The organism is Stappia indica, assembly GCF_020177335.1.
In the GTDB taxonomy this organism is placed as follows: domain Bacteria; phylum Pseudomonadota; class Alphaproteobacteria; order Rhizobiales; family Stappiaceae; genus Stappia; species Stappia indica_B.
Map to the genome: position 1 here is coordinate 101,922 of NZ_JAIVMG010000012.1, position 22,936 is coordinate 124,857.

The window sequence follows — 22,936 nt, forward strand, 5'->3', positions numbered from 1 at the left end:
ACGGGAAATTCCCGGTGGGGAAGCACCCGTGCCCGCATATGCTCCCGCGATCACGGTTAAAATGCGGTGATCGCGGAAATCTTTTCCTCAGCCCTTGAGAACCTCAAGCAGCGTCTCGCCAAGCTTCGCCGGAGACGGGGAAACGCGGATGCCCGCCTCTTCCATCGCCGCGATCTTGTCTTCCGCACCGCCCTTGCCGCCGGAGATCACCGCGCCGGCATGGCCCATGGTGCGGCCCGGAGGCGCCGTGCGACCGGCAATGAACCCGGCCATCGGCTTCTTGCGGCCCTTCTTCGCCTCGTCCTTGAGGAACTGGGCGGCCTCTTCCTCGGCCGAACCGCCGATCTCGCCGATCATGATGATCGACTGGGTCTCGTCGTCGGCCAGGAACATCTCCAGGACGTCGATGAACTCGGTGCCCTTGACCGGATCGCCGCCGATGCCGACCGCCGTGGTCTGGCCAAGGCCGGCATTGGTGGTCTGGAACACCGCCTCATAGGTCAAGGTGCCCGAACGCGAGACGACGCCGACCGAGCCCTTCTTGAAGATCGAGCCCGGCATGATGCCGATCTTGCACTCTTCCGGGGTCAGGATGCCCGGGCAGTTGGGGCCGAGCAGACGCGAGTTCGACTTCTCAAGCCGCGCCTTGACCTTGACCATGTCGGCCACCGGGATGCCCTCGGTGATGCAGACGATGAACGGCACTTCCGCATCGATCGCCTCGATAATCGCGGCCCCGGCGCCTGCCGGCGGCACGTAGATCACGGAGGCATCGGCGCCGGTGGCTTCCTTGGCTTCACCGACGGAGGCGAAGATCGGCAGCTCCGCCGCGCTTTCCATGCCGGACGACCAGGTTTCGCCGCCCTTCTTGGGATGCACGCCGGCGACCATCTTGGTGCCGTAGTATTCCAGAGCCTGTTCGGTGTGGAACGTACCGGTCTTGCCGGTCAGCCCCTGCACGATGACCTTGGTGTCCTTATTGACGAGAATAGACATCAGGCGGCCTCCTTCACGGCCTTGACGATCTTCTGGGCGGCATCGTCGAGATCATCCGCCGCGATGACGTTCAGTCCGCTTTCGTTGATGATCTTCTTGCCGAGCTCGACGTTGGTGCCTTCCAGCCGCACGACCAGCGGCACCTGCAGCCCGACGTCCTTCACCGCAGCGACCACGCCTTCGGCGATGACGTCGCAGCGCATGATGCCGCCGAAGATGTTGACGAGAATGCCCTTCACGTTCGGATCGGAGGTGATGATCTTGAACGCGGCGGTGACCTTCTCCTTGGAGGCGCCGCCACCGACATCGAGGAAGTTCGCCGGCTCCGCGCCATAGAGCTTGATGATGTCCATGGTCGCCATGGCCAGGCCGGCGCCATTGACCATGCAGCCGATGTCGCCGTCGAGCGCCACATAGGCGAGGTCGTACTTGGACGCCTCGATTTCCTTGGCGTCTTCCTCGGTCTCGTCGCGCAGGGCCATGATGTCGTCGTGACGGAACAGGGCGTTGCCGTCGAAGGACACCTTGGCGTCGAGCACCCGGAGCCGGCCGTCCTTCATGACGATCAGCGGGTTGACCTCAAGCAGGCTCATGTCCTTCTCGACGAAGGCGGTGTACAGCACCGGGAACAGCTTCATGCCGTCCTCGCGGGCCGCGCCGGTCAGCTCCAGCGCGTCGCACAGCTTGGCCGCATCCGCCTCGGTGACGCCGGTGCTCGGGTCGATCGGCAGATTGTGGATCTTCTCCGGGGTTTCCTCGGCAACGGCCTCGATGTCCATGCCGCCCTCGGTGGAGACGACGAAGGCCACCCGGCCGCAGGTGCGGTCGACGAGAATGGAGAGATAGAGCTCACGCTCGATGTCCGCGCCATCCTCGATGTAAAGGCGGTTGACGACCTTGCCGGCCGGGCCGGTCTGCTTGGTCACCAGGGTGTTGCCGAGCATCTCGGCGGCATGGGCCTTGACCTCGTCGAGCGAGAAGGCAAGGCGCACGCCGCCCTTGGCGTCCGGGCCCAGTTCCTTGAACTTGCCCTTGCCGCGGCCGCCGGCATGGATCTGCGACTTGACGACCCAGAGCGGGCCCGGCAGCGCCTTGGCCGCCGCTTCCGCCTCGTCGGCGGTGAAGATGGCAATGCCTTCGGCGACCGGCGCGCCATAGGCCTTCAGGACCTGCTTGGCCTGGTATTCATGAATGTTCATGCGTCTATCCCCCCGTTGGGTTGGAGACTGTTCGCGTCATACGAAACGGGAGGCCGTTCGGCCTCCCGGTCAAATCCCTCAGGCCAGGGCCGGTTGGATCTTGCGGCAGGCTTCGACGAGGCCGTCGACCGAGGCCACCGACTTGTCGAACATCGCCTTCTCGTCGCTGTTCATCTCGATCTCGATGACACGCTCGACACCATCGGCGCCGATCACGACCGGCACGCCGAGGTAGGTGTCGCTCAGGCCATACTGACCGGACAGATGCGCCGCGCAGGGCATCACGCGCTTCTTGTCCTTCAGGTAGCTCTCGGCCATGGCGATGGCGGAAGAGGCCGGTGCGTAGAAGGCCGAACCGGTCTTCAACAGGCCGACGATCTCGGCACCGCCATCACGGGTGCGCTGGACGATCTCTTCCAGGCGCTCGGCCGTGCACCAGCCCATCTTGACCAGATCGGTCAGCGGAATGCCGGCAACGGTGGAGTAGCGGGTCAGCGGCACCATGGTGTCGCCGTGGCCGCCGAGCACGAAGGCGGTGACGTCCTCGACCGAAACGTTGAACTCCTCAGCCAGGAAGTAGCGGAAGCGGGCGCTGTCGAGCACGCCGGCCATGCCGACCACCTTGTTCGCCGGCAGGCCGGAGAACTTCTGCAAGGCCCAGACCATCGCGTCGAGCGGGTTGGTGATGCAGATGACGAAGGCATTCGGGGCATGGGCCTTGATGCCGGCGCCAACCTGTTCCATCACCTTCAGATTGATGCCGAGCAGGTCGTCGCGGCTCATGCCGGGCTTGCGCGGCACGCCGGCGGTGACGATCACCACATCCGCACCGGCAATCGCCTCGTAAGAGTTGGCGCCGGAGAGCGCCGCGTCGAAGCCGTCGACGGGGGAGGATTCTGCAAGGTCAAGCGCCTTGCCCTGGGGGGTTCCTTCGGCGATGTCGAAGAGAACGATGTCGCCAAGTTCCTTGAGGCCGGCGAGGTGGGCGAGCGTGCCGCCGATCTGTCCCGCGCCGATCAGAGCGATCTTGTTCCGAGCCATATCCTATTGCTTCCCTTTACGTAAAATGGAGCATCGGCCGTTCGTGACGGTCGGGCATGGCACTAACCTCTTTGCGCCCGAGGTGCAAGCTAATCGAAGGATTAGGCCGAACCGCCACCCCCTCGCCGCATGGACGAGATCGCTATCCCGCCGGGTCCTGCAACCATTCGCGCGAGCGCATCTCGATCAGGCGCGAGACGGTGCGCTCGAACTCGAAGCATTCCGTGCCGGTTCGCGCGATATAAAGGCCGTCCGGCTCGGTTGCCGCCGACAGCACCAGCTTGTTGCGGTTGTTGTAGAGCGTGTCGATCAGGTTGATGAAGCGCTTGGCCGCGTTGCGCTGTGGCAGATCCATCACCGGCACGCCTTCCAGCACGATGGTGTGATAGGACAAGGCAATGCGCTGAAAGTCGGCGGCGCCAAGCGGCTGCTCGCACAGTTCCGCGAAGGTAAAGCGGGCGACGCCGGCCGCCGTCCGGGTGACCGGGATCCGGCGTCCCTTGGCCTCCAGCTCCTCCGAATGGGCAGGCAGGCCGTGGGTCAGCTTGCGCCAGAGCTCTTCCAGCCCAGCCTCCGCCTCCGGTCCGAGCGGCGTCAGGTAGAGCGGCGCCCCGGCCAGCTTCTCCAGCCGGTAGTCGGTGCGCGCATCGAGGCAAAGCACATCCACCCGGGTCTTCAAGAGTGCCACGAACCCGAGGAAATGGCCGCGATTGAGACCGTCGCGATAAAGGTCGTCCGGATCGACGTTGGAGGTGGCGACCATCACCACGCCAAGCTCGAACAGCCGGGTGAACAGGCGGCCGAGAATCATCGCGTCGGCAATGTCCGTCACGGTGAATTCGTCGAAGCACAAAAGACGGGTTTCCTCGGCGATCGCCGCGGCCACCGGCGGAATCGGATCATCGCCGGAAATCTCCCCATCGCGAATCCGCGCCCGTACCGCATGGACCCGCTCATGCACATCGGCCATGAATTCATGGAAATGGACCCTGCGCTTCTTGCGCGACACGGCAATATCGAAGAACAGGTCCATCAGCATGGTCTTGCCACGCCCGACCTTGCCCCAGACATAAAGCCCGCGCACCGGCGTCTTCGCCGCGCCGCGCCGGCCGAACAACCAGCCAAGGGCACTTTTCTTCGACGCCGGGCCGGTCTCCGCCAGCACTTCGTTCAGCGTATCGAGGGCGTGCACCACCTTGTCCTGGGCCGGATCATGCTCGATTTCGCCGGCGGCGATCAGCGCGGCATAACGGCCGGCCACCGTGTGAGCGACCGGGATCGCCTCATTGCGCTGCGATTCGGAACGACGCTGCAGCTCATCCATGGGACGGGATCCGGGCGAGGGGCGGCACGGCGCAGGCAGCGCCGCACGATGTGCGGATGGAAGAAGAGGTCACGGTGTCTCCCCGCAAGAGGTGTTTTGCCGCTGATAGCCAATCCGCCCCCCGGGGTGCAACACCCGGCCACCAGAAAGGCTTCCCGCGGACCTCTGTCTGGGCAAAAGGTCAGTCGGTTTTCGGATCGGGAAGAAAGGCCTCATCCACCGGCACCTGCAGACCGGTGGCGAGCCTGTTGGTCTCGCTCGCCATGCCGACCACCGCCAGCAACTCGCCGAGCTGCGCCTCGCTCATGCCCTTGGCGCGAGCCGCCGCCGTATGCGAGCGGATGCAATACTCGCAACCATTGGCGATCGACACCGCCACATAGAGCATTTCCTTGATCTGCGGATCGAGCGCGCCCGGGGCCATCACCTGCTTCAGGCTGTCCCAGGTGCGCGCCAGCAAAGCCGGATCATTGGCGAGCACCCGCCAGAAATTGTTGATGAAATTGGTCTTGCGCACCGCCTTGATGTCGGCGAACACCGCAGCCGCCTGCGGCGACAGCTCCTCATCCTTCAACACCGGCCAGATCGACATGTTTCTCCCCCCCTCGTGGCGGCGGAACACGCACTTGGAGAAACAAGCACCCCACCGGAGGCGGAACGCCCCGAGCGGAGCGCTGTTTTCCCGACAGCGCCCACCTTCTCCGTCGTGCCGCGATCTTGCGACGGAGAACCGGCGCTCCCTCGCCGGCCCCCGCCTCGATCTGCGTCAGCGGTAGACTGAAATCGGCGCGCCGGTCGAGGCCCGCCCGTTGAAGCTCTCGGCGCTGGTGGCGTAGAGCTGGGCAACCGTCGCTCCGGTGTCGTCCTTCAGAATCACCTGCTTGCCCTGAAGATCCCAGGCCGAGATCTTCTGCATCGCCGGCGAGGTGCAGCCGCGCGAATTGGCGCGGTACCCGCCGCTCCAGGTGGTCAGCGTCATGAACAGCTTGCAATTGTCCGATCCGGAGGCCAGCGACCAGCCGCCGAGCATATCGCTGCGTCCGATTTCCCGCGCGCCGGCCGGCGCTGTCGTGGACAAGGGCGCACCGCCGGCAACCTGCGTGCCGCTTCCATCCGGCATGGTTCCATCGAGAGGCGCACCCGCCTGGCCCTGCTGCACCGGGTCCAGCGGCTCCAGCGGCTGGCTGCTGACCGGCGGGGTCGGGGTCGCCGGCAGGGCCGCCGGCCGGCTGCCGCCATAGCCCAGTCTCTGACATCCGGCGAGGGCCAGGGCCAGACAGAGTGTGGCGGTCACGGGCGCGGTACGGATCATCTCGTTCACTTCCTTGTTTCTTCGGCCTTGTTGCCTCGGCCCGGCGGCGGGCGGCGCCACTCTAGCGCAGGCGCCCCCCCACTGCCCATGCCGATCCTTGTCGTTTTTTGGTAACCAAAGGGTTGATAGCGGCCAATGCAAGGCAGGCGGTCTTGAAAACGCCGCAGTGGTCGGTGATCTTGTGCCTCACGGTCTGGGGAGACCCAAGAAGCGGCGCGCCCACGCAACAAGGAGCGCTGAGATGCCGCGCAACACCAACGACACCCATCACACCGGATATTACCGAAAACTCACATTCGCCGATCAAGCGCAGTTTCGCGATCATCTGCTGCGGCTGACGCCGGAGGCGCGCCGGGCCCGCTTCGCCATGCCGGCGAGCGATGCCTTCCTGCGCTGCTATGCCCAGACCAGCTTCACGCTGGAAACGCTGATCCACGGCTATTTCGTGGACGGATACCTGCGCGCGGTCGCCGAGCTGCGGATGTTCCCCGATGGCACCACCGCCGAAGCGGCGTTTTCCGTCGAAGCCGACTGGCAGCAGACCGGCGTCGGCACGCGGCTGATGGAACTGACCCTGATTGCTGCGCGAAACCGCGGCTGCCGTCATATCTACATGAACTGCCTGGCCACCAACCGGGCGATGCAGCAGCTTGCCCGCAAGTTCACCTCCGATCTGTCGTTCGAGATGGGAGATATCGTCGGCCGAATCGCACCGCGCGCCTATTCGCCGTTCAGCCTGATTCGCGAGCAAATCGCGGACGTCTTCGGATTTCTCGGCGCGCTCGCGGACCGGCCGGGCCTTCAGGCCCGGCGCTGACCCGGCCGGCACTGCAACGCTCTCATGCCGAGATTCGCCAGCCATCCGCTTCGCACAGCCAAGTGTCATGGGCCCGGTTGATCGCCCGGCGTACGCTGCGGAACGCCTCGCGCACCGCTTCGGGTCCCGTTGCCTTGCCCGCCGAAGGCCCCGCCGCGAACGGCCATTCGAACGCTCGCGTGCGCGGTGGCCAGGCCTGCCGGGTGCGCTGCACGACGCCCGGCGCAAGGCTGATGACCACATCCGGGGCCGGTGCGTGCGGCAGCAGGAACAGCTCCCAGGGCTTGGGCTCCAGCCCGGCGGCGGGGATGCCGTGTTCGGACAGGATGCGCCCGACGCCGGGCGCAAGGCGCGGCGCCGGATCAAGCCCAGCGGAAAAGGCCCGAATCGCGCCATTGTCCAAGGCATTCAGATAGGCCTCGGCCAATGGGCTCAGCACCGAATTGTCATCGCAAAGAAAGAGAACCGTCTTCGCCATCGTCACATTCCATCATTCGGATCGAATCGTCCCCGCCCGTGACAGGGGGTTTACGCCGATTGAAAAACGTCAGTGTGACGAAACCGGAGAGTGTGTCTGGCTTTGTCGCGACAATCTCGTGGCAACGGGCTTAGCCCTTGTCGCCCTCGGTGAAACTGTCATAGGCCGCAAGGGCTTCGGCGCCGTAGATCATCGACGGGCCGCCGCCCATGTAGACCGCCACACCGATCGCTTCCATGATCTCTTCGCGGCTCGCGCCATATTTCGCCGCCGCGCGGGCGTGGTACGCAAGACAGCCGTCGCAGCGCACGGTGATGCCGATCGCCAGCGCGATCAGTTCCTTGGTGCGCGAATCAAGCGCGCCCGCGCCAATCGCAGACCGGGCAATCTCATGAAAGCCCTTGGCAACGCCCGGAATTCCGCCGCGAAGCTCTCCCATCCGCGCATCCGTTTGCGTGATGAAGGCCTGCCAGTCGCTCACAGCCATGATTCAGTCTCCTTGACATATTGCGCGATGATCTCGCGGGTGATGGGTCGTCGGGCCGGCCTCGGCATCGCTCGGCCGACCGGTCCGGACAGACCCTAGAGCCGCCGCGCGACCGGCCGCCATGCGCCAGATCAAAGCGTGCCCCGCGCCGCTTCGCCGCCTTGACGCGGGCGTGAGCGCAAGACAGGTTGCGCCACCTGCCGCGAACGGCTCCTCCCGCCCCTTTCCCATCAAGGAAACGCTTTCATGCCCCTCGCCCTCTGGTGTGTTCTCATTGCCGCCCTGCTGCCCATGCTGTCCGCCCTGCCGGCCAAATTCGACAAGGGTTATGACAACGCCAACCCGCGCAATCCGGATTTCTGGCGCGAAGGGTTCCGCGCCCGCGCCGCCAGCGCCCAGGCCAATGGCTTCGAGGCCTTCCCCTTCTTCGCCGTTGCCGTGATCGCCGGCTTGTGGCAGGGCGGCGACGCAGAGTGGATCGACCGGCTCGCCGGCCTCTTCATTGGCCTCAGGCTGATCTACATCTTCTGCTACTGGACCGACCGGGCCAATCTGCGTTCGCTGAGCTGGGGCCTCGCCTTTGCCTCCGTCATCGCCATCTTCACCAGCCCGCTGTGGAGCTGACGCGGCACCAGCGCCGCAAAACAAGACTTGTTGCATATCGGCGACACCACAGCCAAAAGGAGAAAAATGCCCGCATTGAGTGTTGCCGCAAGTGTCCCTCTCCATCCATAACAGCTTCAGTAAATTCGATAGTCAGGGACACTTTTACTCCATGCGTGCATTTCTCGCCTCCACCGCCCTCGCCGTCGCGCTTTTTTCCGCACCGGCCGTTGCCGCCGATCTGTCGCAGCAGAGCTTCTCAGCCCCGGCGAACCAGTATGACTGGACCGGGGTCTATGCCGGCGCCCATGCGGGCTATGGCTGGCTGAACGGCAAGGACAACTTCGGCGGCTCCAGCAGTTTCGACGGATTTATCGGTGGTCTGTACCTTGGCTACAACCACATGTTCGATCAGTTCATGATCGGTGCCGAGATCGATGGAAGCCTCATGGATATTGGTGGCACCTCCAGCCCCGGCAACAAGTTCGATATGAACTGGGGCGCTACGGCGCGTCTGCGTGCCGGCCTCGCCTATGACCGCTTCCTGGTTTATGCGACCGGCGGCCTCAGTGTGGCGGATCTTGAAACCAAGAACACCGTGCGCGGCACGAAGAGCTCCAACACCCATACCGGCTGGGTACTTGGCGCAGGCATCGAGGCGTTTGTGACCGAAGCGGTCTCCGCCCGTCTGGAATACCTGCACCATGACTTCGGCAACAAGACCTACAACCTCGGCGCCGCTGACTTCAAACTCAAGGGCCAGCTCGACGTGGTCCGCGCCGGTGTCGCCTACCATTTCTAAAGTCATTGCCGGTTTTCGGGCCACCTCGAAACACCACCGCGCCCACAGCCCTTCAGCCGCATCCGGTTGAAGGGCTTTTTCTTGGTGCACGCGGGCTTGTCGCACCGCGCCTAAAGGCACGCCGCCGCCTCAGTCGTTCCAGACCGTCGCGTTTTCCGCGAAATCCGGTCGTTGCGGCTTGACCACGCAGAAGCGGTGGCCGCTCGGCGCCTCCATCACCACCCAGCCCTTGATCTCCCGCAGGCGGGTCGCGCCGAGCCGCTCCAGCCGGGCGACCTCCGCCGGAATATCATCGGTTTCAATATCGAGATGCACCCGCGAGGGATGATCGACCGCCTGCACCAGGACCCGCAGCTCGCCGGGCGGGCCCGTCAGATCGCGGTATTTCGGGTCGATCGGATCGACCTCGCGCTCACGCCCCAGGGCTGCGGCCCAGAAGGCTTCATGCGTTTCCGCATCCGGCCCCTCGCAATCGATCACCAGACAGGCCAACCGGCTTTTGTGCATGGCTCCCCTCCACCGCCAAGAACAAATAATGAACATAAAACCATGCACCGGAAGGGCGCGCAAGCCCGGAAACACAAAAGGCCGCCCCTGAGGGACGGCCTTTCATCGCTTTGCAGTCCGTCGGCAACGCCGATGGTACGTCCGGTGTCAGATCCGACGTTCGACCATCATCTTCTTGATCTCGGCAATCGCCTTGGCCGGGTTCAGCCCCTTCGGGCAGGCCTGTGAGCAGTTCATGATCGTATGGCAGCGGTAGAGCCGGAACGGATCCTCAAGATTGTCGAGCCGCTCGCCGGTCGCCTCGTCGCGGCTGTCGATCAGCCAGCGGTAGGCCTGCAGCAGCACGGCGGGGCCGAGATAGCGGTCGCCATTCCACCAGTAGCTCGGGCAGGAGGTGGAGCAACAGGCACACAGGATGCACTCATAGAGCCCGTCGAGCTTGGCCCGATCCTCGTGGCTCTGGCGCCATTCCTTTTCCGGCGCCGGCGTCGTCGTCTTCAGCCAGGGCTCGATCGAACGGTGCTGGGCATAGAACCGGGTCAGATCCGGCACCAGATCCTTGACCACCGGCATATGCGGCAGCGGATAGATCTTCACCGGCCCTTCGCCGATCTCGCCCATGCCCTTGGTGCAGGCCAGCGTGTTGGTGCCATCGATGTTCATGGCGCAGGAGCCGCAGATCCCCTCGCGGCAGGAGCGGCGGAAGGTCAGGGTCGGGTCGATCTTGTCCTTGATGTAGATCAGCCCGTCGAGCACCATCGGCCCGCAATCATCCTTGTCGATGAAATAGGTGTCGATGCGCGGATTGCGCCCGTCGTCCGGGTTCCAGCGGTAGATCCGGAACTCGTGAAACTGGCTGGCGCCGGCCGGCTTGTCCCAGACCTTGCCCGCAGCAACCTTGGAATTCTTGGGAAGCGTCAGCTGTACCATACCCTCAAGCCTCTTTCGCAGATTCTTCAAGCGCCTGTCCGGCAGTGCCGGACCATTCCACATTCCGCGTGGCGAACATCGTCACGGCAATCGCCAGGAAGGCAATGACCGAGCCGACCAGCAGGGCATAGTCCTGCTCCCGCATCAGCAGATACAAAACCCCGTAAATGGTCGCAAGCACAATGGCCATGACCGCGCCAGCGCGCCGGTCCCGTCCATTGGCGGACACATAGGCGGCAACCAGCAACGTGATCGCTGTCGCCGCAACAAGATAGGCCCAGTCGTAGCCGATCTGCTCAGCGAAGGCGAGCAGCAGCAGGTAGAAGATCATCAGCGCGAACCCGACCAGCAAATACTGGATCCAGTACATGCTCCAGCTTGCCTTCAGTTCCAGAATGAACACGGCAAGGAAGGTCAGCGCGATGAAGCCGATACCATATTTCAGGCAGCGGGCCACCATCTGATAAAGATCGACCGGCTGCACGAACCTGACGCCCAGCGGCTGATCGGTCAGTGGCAGGCGGGTCATGGTTTCCGCCTTGGCCACGCCGCGCGCCAGGAAGGGGATCGACCAGGAGGCGGTGAAGCCATCCTTGGAGATGCTGCGGGCGTCGGGCAGGAAGGCCCCGGTAAAGCCCGGGTGCGGCCAAGGTGACGAAATCTGAAGATTGGTGCTCTGGCCGGCCGGCGTGAAATGCAGCGACTGCGAGCCATTCAGCGCAAGATCGACGCGGAAAGCAAAGCCGGAGCGCCATTCCGCCTCTGAAATCGGCACATGAATCCCCGGCGCGGGGCGGCGCCCGGTCGCGGTGGGAACGGGATCGTCAAGCGCGCCAAGCCCCGGCTGGAAGGGACGGGCGGAGGAGCCGTCGAGGTGCAGCGACACGTCGTTCTTCACCGCGCGCATGTCGCTGATGCCGATGACCAGCGTTGCCTGATCGGCGAGAACGGTGATATCCGCATCCTGTTCGAAGGCGGCCATATCGGCTGGCTCGAACCGGCCGGACAGGTCGATCCGCCCCTGGAACACCGGCAGGGTATAGATGGACTTCTTCCGCTCCTCGACCGTGGCCTCGACCTTGTTGGTCAGCGTCTTGGGATAGAACAGACGGTAATTGCGGTCGGTTTGCCGAAAGGTCTCGCCTCCGCTGCGGACTTCGCGGGTGGTCAGATACGGCACCAGCAGATAGGGGCCGTTGACCATCTGGGCATCGCCCCATCCACGGGCGATCTCATCGGCAACGCCGCGCGCCCGGCTTTCGCGCTCCTCAACCAGCGCCCAGATCATCAGGCTGGGGATGAACAACAGCAGGGTGACGAAGCCGATCAGCACGAATTTCGTGCCCGGCGTGCTCACCCGTGGCCGCGTTGACAACAACAACCGTCCAGATGCACCGGCGCTCGCTTGGGTCATACTTCACTCTCCAAACAGGAAAACTCAACCGGAGCGAGCAAAGCGGAGGCCAACGGCGGTTTTATGCGCAAACCGAGGCAAGAGCGGGCCGAAATCGGGCCACTTGCGGCAAGCGGGGGACAAGGGCGCGGCAAGACGCGGGTCACGTTCCGATCTCCTCATCCGCCAGTGTCAAAAGAATGTTGTCCGCCGTTTCGCCGGCGGAGCGATAGCCGCAACCGATCAGCGCGGCGAGGCAATCCTCCTGCCAGTGCTCCCGGCAGTTGGTCTCCAGCAGGATGGCCAGCGGCCAGGCCTGGCGCGGCGCGGAGCTCAGGAAGGGCATCAACACCCTGTCCTCGAAGCCCTCGACATCGACCTTCAGCACATCGGCGCGGCCGATCCGGTGGTCGGCCAGCACATCGCGCAAGGGGCGCACCGTCACCTGCCGCGAACGCCAGTCGCCGGCCCACTTCCCGGTGGTCAGGTCGGGCACGAGGGTCGCGAAGCCGCAGTTCGACGGCTCATGCCAGAGTGCCAGAGTTCCCGCTTCCGCACCGATGGCCACATTGGCGATTTCCACCGTCGTCGCGCCATTGGCGGCGACATTGTAGGCGAGCCTCTCCGCGGTGTCGGGATTGGCCTCGATCGCCAGAACCCGGACGCCGCGCCGGGCGGCATCGAGACTGTAGCTGCCCACATTGGCGCCGACATCGACAAAGGTCACGCCGGCCCGAAACCGCGGTGCCAGGAGGGCGTGTTCGGCCCGCTCCGGCAGCCGGCTGCGAGCAAGGATCTTGCGATCATCGTAATTGCTGCCGGGGTAGAGGCGAAACCGCAGGCCATCGGCCTCCGCGTCATAGGGGCCGCGAAAGCAGCGGGCCACGAGCGCACGCACGCGCTTGCGCAGCCGGTCCGGCAATTCGTGCCGGTCCGCCAGCCGCCAGGCGACGCGCCCGATCCCCTCGGCCGGATAGGTGCCAAAGGGAGACGTGGTGTCGATATCGAAACTCACGGCCGCCATGCCCACATCGCGTCCTACTGCGCGCCCGGACCGAGGAGCACGTCGACCCGGCCCGCGACTGCCGTCAGCGCGCCGGCCACAGCCGGCAGCACCACCCCCGCCGACAGGGTCGCCGCCAGGGCGATCCTGCCGAAGGTGTTCAATGCCTGCTGTGCCCGGCGCTGGATCATCGGCTTAGTAGACGCGCGCTTTCGGCGCGATCTTGGCCATGTCGATGCCGCCTTCCTCGAAGGTGGTCAGCGGCTCGGTGACCACCGCGCGATAGTCGAGCGTCACCTTGCCGGCCTCGTCGACGCGGGCCAGCGTGTGCTTGCGCCAGTTCTCGTCGTCGCGACCGCCCATCGGACCGTCCTTGTAGTCCTCGCGGGCATGGGCGCCACGGCTCTCCTTGCGCGCCTCGGCGCCATAGACCGTGGTGATCGCATTGGCCATCAGGTTCTCCAGCTCCAGCGTTTCCACCAGATCGGAGTTCCAGATCATCGACCGGTCGGTGACCTTGAGATCGGCGAGCTCGCCCCAGATCGCCGTCAGGCGCTGACAGCCCTGCTCCAGGCTTTCCTGGGTGCGGAACACGGCGGCGTCTTCCTGCATCGCCCGCTGCATCTTCTCGCGAAGACGGGCCGTCGGGGTGCCGCCATTGGCATGGCGCAGCTTGTCGAAGCGGGCCATGATCTTGTCGCAGCTTGCCTCGTTCGGCGTCGGCACGGCGGACTTCGGGTCGACCACCTCGCCGGCCTTGATGGCGGCGGCGCGACCGAAGACCACCAGGTCGATCAGCGAGTTGGAGCCCAGTCGGTTGGCACCGTGCACCGAGGCGCAGCCGGCCTCGCCGACGGCCATCAGGCCCGGCTGGATCGCGTTGGGATCGTCCTTGGTCGGGTTCAGCACCTCACCCCAGTAGTTGGTGGGGACGCCGCCCATATTGTAGTGGACGGTCGGCAGCACCGGGATCGGCTCCTTGGTCACATCGACGCCGGCGAAGATCTTCGCCGATTCCGAAATGCCCGGCAGACGCTCGGCGAGGATATCCGGATCGAGGTGGTCGAGATGCAGGAAGATGTGATCCTTCTGCTTGCCGACGCCGCGCCCCTCACGGATTTCCATGGTCATGCAGCGCGAGACCACGTCGCGCGAGGCGAGATCCTTGGCCGACGGCGCATAGCGCTCCATGAAGCGCTCACCCTCGGAGTTGACCAGGTACCCGCCTTCGCCGCGCGCGCCCTCGGTGATGAGGCAGCCGGCGCCGTAGATGCCGGTCGGGTGGAACTGCACGAACTCCATGTCCTGGAGCGGCAGACCGGCACGAGCGGTCATGCCGCCGCCATCGCCGGTGCAGGTATGCGCCGAGGTGGCGGAGAAGAAGGCGCGGCCATAGCCGCCGGTCGCCAGCACCACCATCTTGGCGGAGAAGCGATGGATCGTGCCGTCATCGAGGTTCCAGGCGATCACGCCCTGGCAGACCCCATCCTCGGACATGATCAGATCGAGCGCGAAATACTCGATGAAGAACTCGGCATTGTGCCGCAGCGACTGACCGTAGAGCGTGTGCAGGATCGCATGGCCGGTGCGGTCTGCGGCGGCGCAGGTGCGCTGCACCGGGGGACCGTTGCCATAGTTCTGCATGTGGCCGCCGAAGGGGCGCTGGTAGATGCGCCCGTCCTCGGTGCGCGAGAACGGCACGCCGTAATGCTCCAGCTCGTAGACCGCCTTGGGCGCCTCGCGGGCCAGGTACTCCATGGCGTCGGTATCGCCGAGCCAGTCGGAGCCCTTCACCGTGTCGTACATGTGCCACTGCCAGCAGTCCGGCGTCATGTTCTGCAGCGAGGCGGCGATACCGCCCTGGGCCGCGACCGTGTGCGAGCGGGTCGGGAACACCTTGGAGATACAGGCTGTGCGGAGGCCCTGCTCGGCCATGCCGAGGGTGGCGCGCAGGCCGGCGCCACCGGCACCGACGACGACCACGTCATATTTGTGGTCGACAAAGGAGTAGGCTTGTCCTGCCATTTGTTCAGCCTCCGAAGCTGATCTTGAGAACGGCGAACACCGACGCAAGGCCGATGAAAACCGAGAAGAAGGTATTGCCCATCAGCGCCAGCAGCTTGGCGCCCTCACCGTGGACATAGTCCTCGATGATCACCTGCATGCCGAGCTTCATGTGATAGACGGAGGACAGGATCACCAGCACCATCAGAACCCCGACGAGGGGATTGGCGAGGGTCTCCACCACGTCCTCGTGATCGCCGCCCTGCAGCGCCACGATCAGGATCACGAAGAAGGAGATCAGGAACACATTGGCGACCGCGGTGACCCGCTGGTGCCAGAAATGGGTGGTGCCGTCCTTGGCCGAGCCGAGGCCCTCGACCCGGGAAAGAGGGGTGCGCATGTCGTTCATCGTCATTCTCCCTCAGCGAACCGCGTAGCCGATGACCCAGAGCAGGATCGTGATGGCGACCGAGCCGATGATCGTCGCCCGCGCCAGCCACTCGCGTGCCTCGCGGCCGAAACCGTAGCCCATGTCCCAGATGAAATGGCGCAGACCGCCGATCAGGTGGTGCACCAGCGCCCAGGTGAAGCCGAACAGCACCAGCCGCCCGAACAGCGAGCCGTACAGCTCGTTGACGAAGTCGAAGTACTCCGGTCCGGCAGCGGCGGCGACCAGCCACCAGGCAACCAGGATCGTGCCGACATAAAGCGCCGCGCCCGTGATCCGGTGCAGGATCGACATGACCATGGTGAGAATGGGTTTGTAGATCTGGATATGCGGCGACAGCGGCCGGCTGTTCTTCATCCCGACGTCCGACATGGGTTGTTCTCCCGTCTCCCCTAAGCCGCCTTACGTTTACGTAAACGGTAGCTTTATCAGGGTCTTGTATCCCCGCCTTCTAACGCCAACATCGGGCGGCGTCAAAGTATCCTGTTGGATAAGCCGGGAGAAGCGGGCAACGAGCGCCGTGGCGATGCCCGGCTAACCACCCAAGGGGACAGGTGACCTATAGGTCAACCGTTTGTTGAGATGCACCATCATCACCGTGGCGAAGATCGGCGTCAGCAGGTTGAGCAGCGGGATGGCCAGGAACCCGGCAATCGCCAGACCGGCGAGAAACACCGTGCCGCGATGGGCGCGGCGGAAGGCCTTCGCCTCTTCCGGCGCGCGAAAGCGCATGGCGGCGAATTCGAAGAACTCGCGGCCGAGCAGGTAGCCGTTGACCAGCAGGAAGGCGACCAGATTGACGCCCGGCACCAGCAAGAGGAACAGGGCCAGGAGGTTGCCAAGGATGACGATGCCGGTGAACTTGATCGCCTGGGGCACCGCCTGCGCCAGCGGCAAGGCCCTCCCCGGCGGATCGGCGGGATAGTCGCTGCGCTCCACCACCTCGGCGATATCGTCCTGCAGCAGGCCGGCAATGACGGCGGTGACCGGCGCCACCAGGAACCCGAGCACGAAGATCACGCCGATGCCGGTCAGGATCGACAGGGCGGTGTCGAGCCAGGGATAGGGCAGCGCGACGAACCAGGCGACGGCGCCGTTGAGCGCGAGCCAGACCAGCAGCAGCAGGGCCAGCGTGTAGCCCAGCGTCTTCCAGAAAATCGCCCGCAGTTCGGGCTGGAAAATCTGCGAGAGCGCGCGCAGCGCGGAGGAAATCATGAGGCGCGAGTGTCCCGGTTGGTGAACGTCACCGCCTTCAGGTAGGTTCAGCGTGCGGCGATCACAAGCGTTTTCGCGTCCTGAGCAGCGCAGATCAGCGGTCGATTGGCCGCCACACAAGCGCCCCGGCATCCTGCCCGGTCACAGCCTTGCGGGAAAACACGAAGAAGCCCCCGCCGCCCGCCGGCTGATCGCCAAGCCGGGAAATCGGCAATCCGCACAGGTGACATTTCAGGAGGGTTCCAACACCGCCATGGCCGACGAACAGCACAGCCTCGTCCTCGGGGATGCGCGCAAGATGCGCCCCGACGCGGGAGACGATGCGTGCCTGGGCGTCGGCGGCCCGTTCCCAGCCGCGCACGCTTGCCGTCGGCTCGGCGAAGAAGCGGTCGGCCACTTGTTCGAACTCCTCCGGCGGCAGATATCCGGTCGCGCTGCGGTCGTTCTCGTGCATCGCCTCATCGACAAGGACCGGCAGCGCGAGCCTTTCGGCAAAGACACCTGCCGTTTCCCGCGCCTTGCGTTCGTTGCTGGAAACGATATGCCGCAGATCCGCAACAAACGGCTGGCGCAAGCCGGCCCGCGCCCGCTGAAGACCGCGCTCGGACAACCCCCATTCGGGCACCGGCACCGCCGGGTCGATGCGAACCTCCGGGTGGGTCAGATAGATGCAATCGGCGGGCCGGCTCATGCCGCCTCGATCCAGGAGCGAATCAGCCAATGGGCGATGGACAGCGGCGGCGGGACCATCAGGCCTTGCGGATGGTCACTCGCCATCATGGCCCGCACCTCCTTGCGGGAAAACCAGCGGCAATCCTCCAACTCGCTTTCATCCATGCGGATCTCGCGGCTGGTCGCCGTCCCGTGGCAGCCCATCATCAGCGAGGCCGGGAACGGCCAGGGCTGGCTGGCCCGGTAGCTGACGGCCCCGACATGAATGCCCGCTTCCTCAAACACCTCGCGGCGCACCGCCTCCTCCACGGTTTCGCCCGGCTCGATGAAGCCGGCCAGGGTGGAATAGACGCCTTCGGCGATTTGCGGCGTGCGCCCCATCAGGCAGCGCTCGCCGTCGCTCACCAGCATGATCGCCACCGGGTCGGTGCGCGGGAAATGCAGGCTGCCGCAAGCGGGACAATCGCGCCGGTAGCCCCCGAGCGTCATCACCGAAGGGCTGCCGCAGCGCGAACAGAACCGGTGGGTGTCATGCCAATGAAGCAGTGCGCTGGCCTGTGCCAACATCCCCAACATGCCCGGCTCCAGCACGCCCTGCAGGGCGAGCGAGCGCAGATCGATCGGCTTGAGCGGTTCGCCCAGCGCCTCAAGCTGATCCGCGTCGATCTCCAGCGGCGCGGCGAACACCGGCGCGCCCTTTTCCGGCGCCCCGCCTTCCGGAGCGAAGCCCAACAGCAGACTATCCTCCACCCGCATCGACAGCCGGTCGGCGCGGTCCCGCCGATGCAGCACGGACAGGGGCCGGCCCGGGCCCTGGTCCGACACATCGACCACCGGACGCTTGTCACAAAAGAGCACGAAACGGGCCGCCTCCGCCGAAAAGTGGCGCGCGAGCCACTCCGCATCGCCGCGATGCTCGGACAGGCGCTCCAGCGGGTTGCCGTGAAAGGCGAAACCGGCGGCCGGAAGAGTGGCGGAACACAAGGTCATGAAGGCGTCCGATCCTGGCGGAAGAACAACGGGTGACGGTCGCTGGCGACGAAGCGAATCACGCCCCCGGCCCGGAAGGGGCCATGCCCAGCGCATCGCGCAGACGGCGGATCAGCATCCCCGCCACGTCCTCCTCGTAGGGCAGCGGCACACCCTGCCCCCAGACGGGGCCGGGCCAGGCGGCATCGCCCTGGAAGCGGGCGATCACATGCACATGCAGTTGCGGCACCAGATTGCCCAGCGCGCCGACATTGAGCTTGTCGCAGACCGTCACCGCCCGCAGCGCCGAGCTGGCGGCGGCAATCTCGCGCATCAGCAGATGGCGCTCCTCCTCGTCGAGATCGAGGATTTCCGTCAGATCGGGGCGCTGCGGCACCAGCATCAGCCAGGGGAAGCGGGCATCGCTCATCAGCCGCACCGCACACAGGCCAAGAAGGCCGACAGGCAATGTGTCCGCCGCCAGCCGAGGATCAAGCACAAAGGGCGTCATTCAGGGACCATCCGTTGAGGTTCCCCGGCACTATATCGCGCCCTTGCCGCCGCACCACCCCCGACGCGCGCCGCTCCATCTCAAGAGGCAGATGCACAAGGCGCGGATTGAGGCTTGCCAAGGGCGCGCCGCTGCCGTTCCATTCGCCTGTCTATATCAAGGAGGGCGACGTTGGGGGGAAGCGGCACGATGCCAGCATGCCTCGCCCGCGCCGAGGGAGGATCCATGCTGCCAGCGGCCGAGAGTTACGATGATCTGACGACGCGGTTTCGCTGGCAGATCCCCGAGTTCTACAACATCGGCCAGGACGTCTGCGACAAATGGGCGGAGCGCGACCCGGAGCGCGACGCGCTGATCTGCATCGCCGAGGACGGGACCCGCGAAATCGTCAGCTTCGATGGCCTGCGCCGCCTGTCCAACCGGATCGCCAGGCTGCTGCGCGCCAGCGGCGTGACCCGCGGCGACCGGGTGGCGATCCTGCTGCCGCAGGCGGTGGAGACCGCCGCCACCCATATCGCCGCCTTCAAGCTCGGCGCCATTTCCCTGCCGCTGTTTCTCCTGTTCGGCGAAGAGGCCCTCTCCTACCGGCTGCGCGATTCCGGTGCCCGCGCGGTCGTCACCGATGCAGCGGGCGCGGCCAAGCTGGCGGCGATTCGCCCAGGCCTGCCTGACCTTGCCGAGGTGTTCACCATCGACGGCGCCCATCCCGGCACCCGCGACCTGCACGCGGAAGCGAGCGGGCTGCCGGACAGCTTCGAGCCGGTGAAGACCAGCGCGGAAGATCCGGCGATCCTGATCTACACCTCCGGCACCACCGGCCAGCCGAAGGGCGCACTGCATGCCCACCGGGTGCTGCTCGGCCATCTGCCGGGGGTGGAAATGAGCCATGACTTCTTTCCCCGCCCGGGCGACCGGATCTGGACCCCGGCCGACTGGGCCTGGATCGGCGGCCTGCTCGACGTGTTGATGCCGGCGCTGCATCACGGCGTGCCGGTGGTCGCCCGGCGCTTCGGCAAGTTCACCGCCGAGGCCGCCTTCGAGCTGATCGCCAGCGAGGGCATCCGCAACGCCTTCCTGCCGCCGACGGCACTGAAGATGATGCGCGCCTTCGAGGACCCGGGCGCGCGCTGGAAGCTCGACATGCGCACCATCGCCAGCGGCGGCGAAACCCTCGGCGCGGAGCTGCTCGACTGGGGCCGCCGGGTGTTCGGCGTCACCATCAACGAGTTCTATGGCCAGACCGAGTGCAACATGATCGTCTCCTCCTGCGGCGCGCTGATGCCGCCGCGCCCCGGCATCATGGGGCGGGCGGTGCCCGGTCACGATCTGGCCATCATCGATGCCGAGGGCCGACCACTGCCCGATGACGAGGAAGGGGCGATCGCCGTGCGACGGGGCGATCCGGTGATGTTCCTGCGCTACTGGAACAATCCACAGGCGACGGAAGCAAAATTCGCTGGCGACTATCTTCTGACCGGCGACACCGGCGTGCGCGATGCGGACGGCTGGATCCGCTTCATCGGCCGCGATGACGATGTGATCACCTCCTCCGGCTACCGGATCGGGCCGGGCGAGATCGAGGACTGCCTGATCGGTCATCCGGCGGTGCAGATGGCCGGGGTGGTGGGCAAGCCGGACCCGGCACGCACGGAAATCGTCAAGGCCTATGTGGTGCTTGCCGAGGGCTATGAGGCGGATGCGGCCCTTGCCGCCGAGCTTCAGGCCTTCGTCCGCCAGCGGCTCGCCGCCCATGAGTATCCGCGCGAGATCGCCTTCGTCGACGCCTTGCCGATGACCACCACCGGCAAGATCATCCGCAAGACCCTGCGCCGGCAGGCGGAGGATGAGGCCGCGCACGCGCCCTGATCCGGCCGCCAGCGATGGGGACAAGGCTGTGCAAGGACGGCAGACCGGGAAAGCCGAGACGCATTTGTCCGGATTTTTCCTTGCAAACGGGGCGCTGAACGCCGATATATGCGCCCGGGAGGTTGGTGGTGGACGAGCCACTCGCCAACCGGGTCAGGTCCGGAAGGAAGCAGCCCCAACGAGTCGCGGCACGGGTCATCGTGCCAGCCTCCCACCTCAAGCCTATCCCCTCCAGTCTCCGCTTCCCGCTCGCGGGAGCACCGATGCGCATGTTTCCGGCATGATCTTCGGTGGTCGCCTTGCGCGCGATCTGTCATGGACAAATCCGCCTTTGGCACGGATAGCCCTCTACATTGCGGCCAAGCGCCGTTAAGTTGGACGACATGGACGGACCTTCGCACACCGACACAGACCTCGGCCCGGATGACGGGCACGACCCGGCACATCCGGCTTCCGGCCTGGAGACCGGCGGCTACCGCGTTCTGGCGCGCAAGTATCGCCCCCGCAGCTTCGACGATCTCGTCGGGCAGGAGGCGATGGTGCGGACGCTGCAGAACGCCTTCGAGACCGGCCGGATCGCCCAGGCGTGGATGCTGACCGGCGTGCGCGGCGTCGGCAAGACGACGACGGCGCGCATCCTGGCGCGCGGGCTCAATCACGAGATTCCCGGCGAAAGCAGCCGTCCCACGGTGCAGCTCGACAAGATGGGCATCCACTGCGAAGCCATCATGGACGGGCGCCATGTGGATGTCATCGAGATGGACGCCGCCTCGCACACCGGCATCGACGACATTCGCGAGATCACCGAGGCGGCGCGCTACCGTCCGGCATCGGCGCGCTACAAGGTCTACATCATCGACGAAGTGCACATGCTCTCCAAGGCCGCGTTCAACGGCCTTCTGAAGACGCTGGAAGAGCCGCCGGAGCATGTGAAGTTCATCTTCGCCACCACCGAAATCCGCAAGGTGCCGGTCACGGTGCTGTCGCGCTGCCAGCGCTTCGACCTGCGCCGCATCGACGCCGACAAGCTGGTGGGGTTGCTGCGCCGGATCTCCGCCGCCGAATCGGTCGAGATCAGCGACGAGGCACTGGCGCTGATCGCCCGCGCCGGCGAGGGCTCGGCCCGCGATTCCCTGTCGCTGCTCGATCAGGCCATCGCCCATGGACAAGGCCCCGTCGCCGCCGACGATGTGCGCGACATGCTCGGCCTTGCCGACCGGGCGCGGGTGATCGACCTGTTTCAGCACTTGATGAAGGGCGACGCTGGCGCCGCCATGGCCGAATTCCGGGCGCAATACGACAGCGGCGCCGATCCGGTGGTGGTGCTCTCGGACCTTGCCGAATTCACCCATCTGGTCACCCGGCTGAAGATCGTGCCGAGCGCCGGCGATGAGGCCTCGGTCACCGAGGCGGAACGCCGGCGCGGGCGCGAATTGGCCGATACTCTGTCGCTGCGCATCCTGTCGCGCACCTGGCAGATCCTGCTGAAGGGCGTTGCCGAAGTGCAGGCGGCGCCGAAGCCGCATCTGGCGGCGGACATGGTGCTGGTGCGCATTGCCTATGCGGCCGACCTGCCGGACCCGGAAGAAGCGCTGAAGCTGCTGAAGAGCGGCCAGCCGCTGCCCGTGGCCGCTCCCGCTACACCGCAAGCCGGCCCCGCCGGCGGAGCTCCGGTGAGTGGATCGAACCCCGCCGCCGCGCCGCAGATGGCCGCGCCGGCGGTGTCCCAGCCGCAACAAACCGCCGCGCCCTCCTCCGCCCCGGTTGGCGGCGAGCCGCGACTTCAGGCGCTGGCCGGAGGCCGCGCCGCCGGTGGCCCGGTCGCCATGGCCGCGCCTCAGGTAGAGGACGCTCCGGCGCCGGGCCATGCCGAACCACAGGAAGAGGCTGTTCCGCTCAGATCGCTGGCCGATTGCGCGGCGCTGGCCGCCGAAAAGCGCGACATCCGCCTGAAGGTGGAGATCGAACGGCAAATGCGGCTGGTGCGCTTCGAACCGGGTCGGATCGAGATCCAGCCGGTGCCGGAAGCCGATCCGGATCTGGCCGGGCGCTTCGGCCGCAAGCTTGGCGAATGGACCGGACGGCGCTGGATCGTCTCCGTCAGCCGCACGCAAGGGCGTCCGACCCTGCATGAGGAGCGGGAAGCCAACCAGCGCCAGCTCCTGTCCGATGCGAAGTCCGAGCCGGCCGTTGCCGCTCTGCTGGAGGCCTTTCCCGGCGCCAAGGTGGTCGATGTCCGGATGCAGGCACCCGATGACGGGCTTGACATGCCGCCAGCCGAGGACGACATCGAAAGCGAGAACCCGGCACCCTGAGCCTCGACCTTTGACACGCACGTTCCGGCGCCCTGAACCGGGAC

General features: G+C 65.7%; 25 protein-coding genes and 1 other RNA gene. 6 read left to right on the top strand and 20 right to left on the bottom strand.

The features are described 5' to 3' along the window. Positions 1 to 87: 87 nt before the first annotated feature. From sucD to LC062_RS16245, 6 genes are all read right to left on the bottom strand, one after another. Complete coding sequence (gene sucD, locus LC062_RS16220; protein WP_224912074.1) at positions 88 to 996, bottom strand: succinate--CoA ligase subunit alpha; 909 nt, start codon at positions 994 to 996, stop codon at positions 88 to 90. Then, positions 996 to 2,195: an ADP-forming succinate--CoA ligase subunit beta gene (gene sucC / locus LC062_RS16225; RefSeq protein ID WP_224912075.1), complete on the bottom strand. Its 1,200-nt coding sequence runs from the start codon at positions 2,193 to 2,195 to the stop codon at positions 996 to 998. Before sucC ends, sucD begins: the two co-directional genes overlap by 1 nt. A gap of 78 nt (positions 2,196 to 2,273) precedes the next feature. Then, on the bottom strand, positions 2,274 to 3,236 hold the full coding sequence (gene mdh / locus LC062_RS16230) for a malate dehydrogenase (protein ID WP_224912076.1): 963 nt from the start codon (positions 3,234 to 3,236) through the stop codon (positions 2,274 to 2,276). A gap of 142 nt (positions 3,237 to 3,378) precedes the next feature. Beyond that, entirely contained in the window at positions 3,379 to 4,560 is a 1,182-nt protein-coding gene (gene zapE / locus LC062_RS16235; RefSeq protein WP_224912077.1) for a cell division protein ZapE, read from the bottom strand. Positions 4,561 to 4,741: 181 nt separating this feature from the next. After that, entirely contained in the window at positions 4,742 to 5,152 is a 411-nt protein-coding gene (locus LC062_RS16240; RefSeq protein WP_224912078.1) for a carboxymuconolactone decarboxylase family protein, read from the bottom strand. Positions 5,153 to 5,326: 174 nt separating this feature from the next. Then, complete coding sequence (locus tag LC062_RS16245; protein WP_224912079.1) at positions 5,327 to 5,872, bottom strand: AprI/Inh family metalloprotease inhibitor; 546 nt, start codon at positions 5,870 to 5,872, stop codon at positions 5,327 to 5,329. A gap of 241 nt (positions 5,873 to 6,113) precedes the next feature. Between LC062_RS16245 and LC062_RS16250 the strand changes: the two genes are divergently transcribed. Next, on the top strand, positions 6,114 to 6,689 hold the full coding sequence (locus LC062_RS16250) for a GNAT family N-acetyltransferase (protein WP_224912080.1): 576 nt from the start codon (positions 6,114 to 6,116) through the stop codon (positions 6,687 to 6,689). 22 nt (positions 6,690 to 6,711) lie between these two features. On the opposite strand, the gene LC062_RS16255 is transcribed toward LC062_RS16250, so the two are convergent. Both LC062_RS16255 and LC062_RS16260 read right to left on the bottom strand, forming a co-directional pair. Beyond that, positions 6,712 to 7,167 carry an arsenate-mycothiol transferase ArsC gene (locus tag LC062_RS16255; RefSeq protein ID WP_224912081.1) on the bottom strand — a complete coding sequence of 152 codons (456 nt, stop codon included), beginning with the start codon at positions 7,165 to 7,167 and terminating at the stop codon, positions 6,712 to 6,714. Positions 7,168 to 7,297: 130 nt separating this feature from the next. After that, on the bottom strand, positions 7,298 to 7,654 hold the full coding sequence (locus LC062_RS16260; RefSeq protein WP_181761201.1) for a carboxymuconolactone decarboxylase family protein: 357 nt from the start codon (positions 7,652 to 7,654) through the stop codon (positions 7,298 to 7,300). 246 nt (positions 7,655 to 7,900) lie between these two features. On the opposite strand from LC062_RS16260, the gene LC062_RS16265 reads away from it, so the two are divergent. Further along, a complete protein-coding gene (locus LC062_RS16265; protein ID WP_224912082.1) occupies positions 7,901 to 8,278 on the top strand; it encodes an MAPEG family protein in 378 nt (125 codons plus the stop codon). A gap of 151 nt (positions 8,279 to 8,429) precedes the next feature. Next, positions 8,430 to 9,059, top strand: a complete 630-nt coding sequence (locus LC062_RS16270; RefSeq protein WP_224912083.1) for an outer membrane protein — start codon at positions 8,430 to 8,432, stop codon at positions 9,057 to 9,059. A 129-nt stretch (positions 9,060 to 9,188) separates the two neighbouring features. On the opposite strand, the gene LC062_RS16275 is transcribed toward LC062_RS16270, so the two are convergent. From LC062_RS16275 to LC062_RS16330, 12 genes are all read right to left on the bottom strand, one after another. Then, positions 9,189 to 9,566 (bottom strand): VOC family protein, encoded by a 378-nt coding sequence (locus tag LC062_RS16275; protein ID WP_224912084.1) that lies wholly within the window; start codon positions 9,564 to 9,566, stop codon positions 9,189 to 9,191. A 147-nt stretch (positions 9,567 to 9,713) separates the two neighbouring features. Then, positions 9,714 to 10,496, bottom strand: a complete 783-nt coding sequence (locus LC062_RS16280) for a succinate dehydrogenase iron-sulfur subunit (RefSeq protein ID WP_224912085.1) — start codon at positions 10,494 to 10,496, stop codon at positions 9,714 to 9,716. Between the two features lie 4 nt (positions 10,497 to 10,500). Further along, positions 10,501 to 11,910, bottom strand: a complete 1,410-nt coding sequence (gene creD / locus LC062_RS16285; RefSeq protein WP_224912086.1) for a cell envelope integrity protein CreD — start codon at positions 11,908 to 11,910, stop codon at positions 10,501 to 10,503. A 142-nt stretch (positions 11,911 to 12,052) separates the two neighbouring features. Next, positions 12,053 to 12,913: an FkbM family methyltransferase gene (locus LC062_RS16290; RefSeq protein ID WP_224912087.1), complete on the bottom strand. Its 861-nt coding sequence runs from the start codon at positions 12,911 to 12,913 to the stop codon at positions 12,053 to 12,055. A gap of 14 nt (positions 12,914 to 12,927) precedes the next feature. Beyond that, positions 12,928 to 13,083: a hypothetical protein gene (locus tag LC062_RS16295; RefSeq protein WP_224912088.1), complete on the bottom strand. Its 156-nt coding sequence runs from the start codon at positions 13,081 to 13,083 to the stop codon at positions 12,928 to 12,930. A gap of 4 nt (positions 13,084 to 13,087) precedes the next feature. Continuing rightward, on the bottom strand, positions 13,088 to 14,917 hold the full coding sequence (gene sdhA, locus LC062_RS16300; RefSeq protein ID WP_224912089.1) for a succinate dehydrogenase flavoprotein subunit: 1,830 nt from the start codon (positions 14,915 to 14,917) through the stop codon (positions 13,088 to 13,090). A 4-nt stretch (positions 14,918 to 14,921) separates the two neighbouring features. Then, positions 14,922 to 15,305, bottom strand: coding sequence for a succinate dehydrogenase, hydrophobic membrane anchor protein (sdhD, locus tag LC062_RS16305; RefSeq protein WP_224912090.1), 384 nt, complete (start codon positions 15,303 to 15,305; stop codon positions 14,922 to 14,924). 12 nt (positions 15,306 to 15,317) lie between these two features. Next, positions 15,318 to 15,716: a succinate dehydrogenase, cytochrome b556 subunit gene (sdhC, locus tag LC062_RS16310; protein ID WP_181761209.1), complete on the bottom strand. Its 399-nt coding sequence runs from the start codon at positions 15,714 to 15,716 to the stop codon at positions 15,318 to 15,320. Between the two features lie 162 nt (positions 15,717 to 15,878). Continuing rightward, entirely contained in the window at positions 15,879 to 16,559 is a 681-nt protein-coding gene (locus LC062_RS16315) for a sulfate transporter family protein (RefSeq protein ID WP_224912091.1), read from the bottom strand. Positions 16,560 to 16,653: 94 nt separating this feature from the next. Then, a complete protein-coding gene (locus tag LC062_RS16320; protein ID WP_224912092.1) occupies positions 16,654 to 17,250 on the bottom strand; it encodes a histidine phosphatase family protein in 597 nt (198 codons plus the stop codon). Further along, on the bottom strand, positions 17,247 to 18,221 hold the full coding sequence (gene nudC / locus LC062_RS16325; RefSeq protein WP_224912093.1) for an NAD(+) diphosphatase: 975 nt from the start codon (positions 18,219 to 18,221) through the stop codon (positions 17,247 to 17,249). The genes LC062_RS16320 and nudC overlap by 4 nt, the downstream gene beginning before the upstream one ends. Before the next feature lie 58 nt (positions 18,222 to 18,279). After that, the gene (locus LC062_RS16330) at positions 18,280 to 18,711 is read right to left on the bottom strand and encodes an HIT family protein (protein WP_224912094.1); all 432 of its coding nucleotides are present in this window, start codon (positions 18,709 to 18,711) and stop codon (positions 18,280 to 18,282) included. 225 nt (positions 18,712 to 18,936) lie between these two features. On the opposite strand from LC062_RS16330, the gene LC062_RS16335 reads away from it, so the two are divergent. From LC062_RS16335 to LC062_RS16345, 3 genes are all read left to right on the top strand, one after another. Further along, a complete protein-coding gene (locus LC062_RS16335) occupies positions 18,937 to 20,577 on the top strand; it encodes an acyl-CoA synthetase (RefSeq protein WP_224912095.1) in 1,641 nt (546 codons plus the stop codon). A gap of 117 nt (positions 20,578 to 20,694) precedes the next feature. After that, positions 20,695 to 20,792, top strand: an RNA gene (ffs, locus tag LC062_RS16340) — signal recognition particle sRNA small type. A gap of 168 nt (positions 20,793 to 20,960) precedes the next feature. Next, positions 20,961 to 22,892 carry a DNA polymerase III subunit gamma/tau gene (locus LC062_RS16345; RefSeq protein WP_224912096.1) on the top strand — a complete coding sequence of 644 codons (1,932 nt, stop codon included), beginning with the start codon at positions 20,961 to 20,963 and terminating at the stop codon, positions 22,890 to 22,892. Positions 22,893 to 22,936: the final 44 nt, after the last annotated feature.

Coding starts and splice junctions, on each gene's coding strand:
- LC062_RS16335 (WP_224912095.1), top strand. CDS start 18,937: ATGCTGCCAGCGGCCGAGAGTTACGATGATCTGACGACGCGGTTTCGC.
- sucD (WP_224912074.1), bottom strand. CDS start 996: ATGTCTATTCTCGTCAATAAGGACACCAAGGTCATCGTGCAGGGGCTG.
- LC062_RS16295 (WP_224912088.1), bottom strand. CDS start 13,083: ATGATCCAGCGCCGGGCACAGCAGGCATTGAACACCTTCGGCAGGATC.
- LC062_RS16290 (WP_224912087.1), bottom strand. CDS start 12,913: ATGGCGGCCGTGAGTTTCGATATCGACACCACGTCTCCCTTTGGCACC.
- sdhC (WP_181761209.1), bottom strand. CDS start 15,716: ATGTCGGACGTCGGGATGAAGAACAGCCGGCCGCTGTCGCCGCATATC.
- LC062_RS16265 (WP_224912082.1), top strand. CDS start 7,901: ATGCCCCTCGCCCTCTGGTGTGTTCTCATTGCCGCCCTGCTGCCCATG.
- LC062_RS16280 (WP_224912085.1), bottom strand. CDS start 10,496: ATGGTACAGCTGACGCTTCCCAAGAATTCCAAGGTTGCTGCGGGCAAG.
- LC062_RS16275 (WP_224912084.1), bottom strand. CDS start 9,566: ATGCACAAAAGCCGGTTGGCCTGTCTGGTGATCGATTGCGAGGGGCCG.
- LC062_RS16330 (WP_224912094.1), bottom strand. CDS start 18,711: ATGACGCCCTTTGTGCTTGATCCTCGGCTGGCGGCGGACACATTGCCT.
- nudC (WP_224912093.1), bottom strand. CDS start 18,221: ATGACCTTGTGTTCCGCCACTCTTCCGGCCGCCGGTTTCGCCTTTCAC.
- mdh (WP_224912076.1), bottom strand. CDS start 3,236: ATGGCTCGGAACAAGATCGCTCTGATCGGCGCGGGACAGATCGGCGGC.
- LC062_RS16320 (WP_224912092.1), bottom strand. CDS start 17,250: ATGAGCCGGCCCGCCGATTGCATCTATCTGACCCACCCGGAGGTTCGC.
- sucC (WP_224912075.1), bottom strand. CDS start 2,195: ATGAACATTCATGAATACCAGGCCAAGCAGGTCCTGAAGGCCTATGGC.
- LC062_RS16345 (WP_224912096.1), top strand. CDS start 20,961: ATGGACGGACCTTCGCACACCGACACAGACCTCGGCCCGGATGACGGG.
- LC062_RS16260 (WP_181761201.1), bottom strand. CDS start 7,654: ATGGCTGTGAGCGACTGGCAGGCCTTCATCACGCAAACGGATGCGCGG.
- LC062_RS16315 (WP_224912091.1), bottom strand. CDS start 16,559: ATGATTTCCTCCGCGCTGCGCGCGCTCTCGCAGATTTTCCAGCCCGAA.
- sdhD (WP_224912090.1), bottom strand. CDS start 15,305: ATGAACGACATGCGCACCCCTCTTTCCCGGGTCGAGGGCCTCGGCTCG.
- LC062_RS16240 (WP_224912078.1), bottom strand. CDS start 5,152: ATGTCGATCTGGCCGGTGTTGAAGGATGAGGAGCTGTCGCCGCAGGCG.
- LC062_RS16245 (WP_224912079.1), bottom strand. CDS start 5,872: ATGATCCGTACCGCGCCCGTGACCGCCACACTCTGTCTGGCCCTGGCC.
- LC062_RS16255 (WP_224912081.1), bottom strand. CDS start 7,167: ATGGCGAAGACGGTTCTCTTTCTTTGCGATGACAATTCGGTGCTGAGC.
- creD (WP_224912086.1), bottom strand. CDS start 11,910: ATGACCCAAGCGAGCGCCGGTGCATCTGGACGGTTGTTGTTGTCAACG.
- sdhA (WP_224912089.1), bottom strand. CDS start 14,917: ATGGCAGGACAAGCCTACTCCTTTGTCGACCACAAATATGACGTGGTC.
- zapE (WP_224912077.1), bottom strand. CDS start 4,560: ATGGATGAGCTGCAGCGTCGTTCCGAATCGCAGCGCAATGAGGCGATC.
- LC062_RS16270 (WP_224912083.1), top strand. CDS start 8,430: ATGCGTGCATTTCTCGCCTCCACCGCCCTCGCCGTCGCGCTTTTTTCC.
- LC062_RS16250 (WP_224912080.1), top strand. CDS start 6,114: ATGCCGCGCAACACCAACGACACCCATCACACCGGATATTACCGAAAA.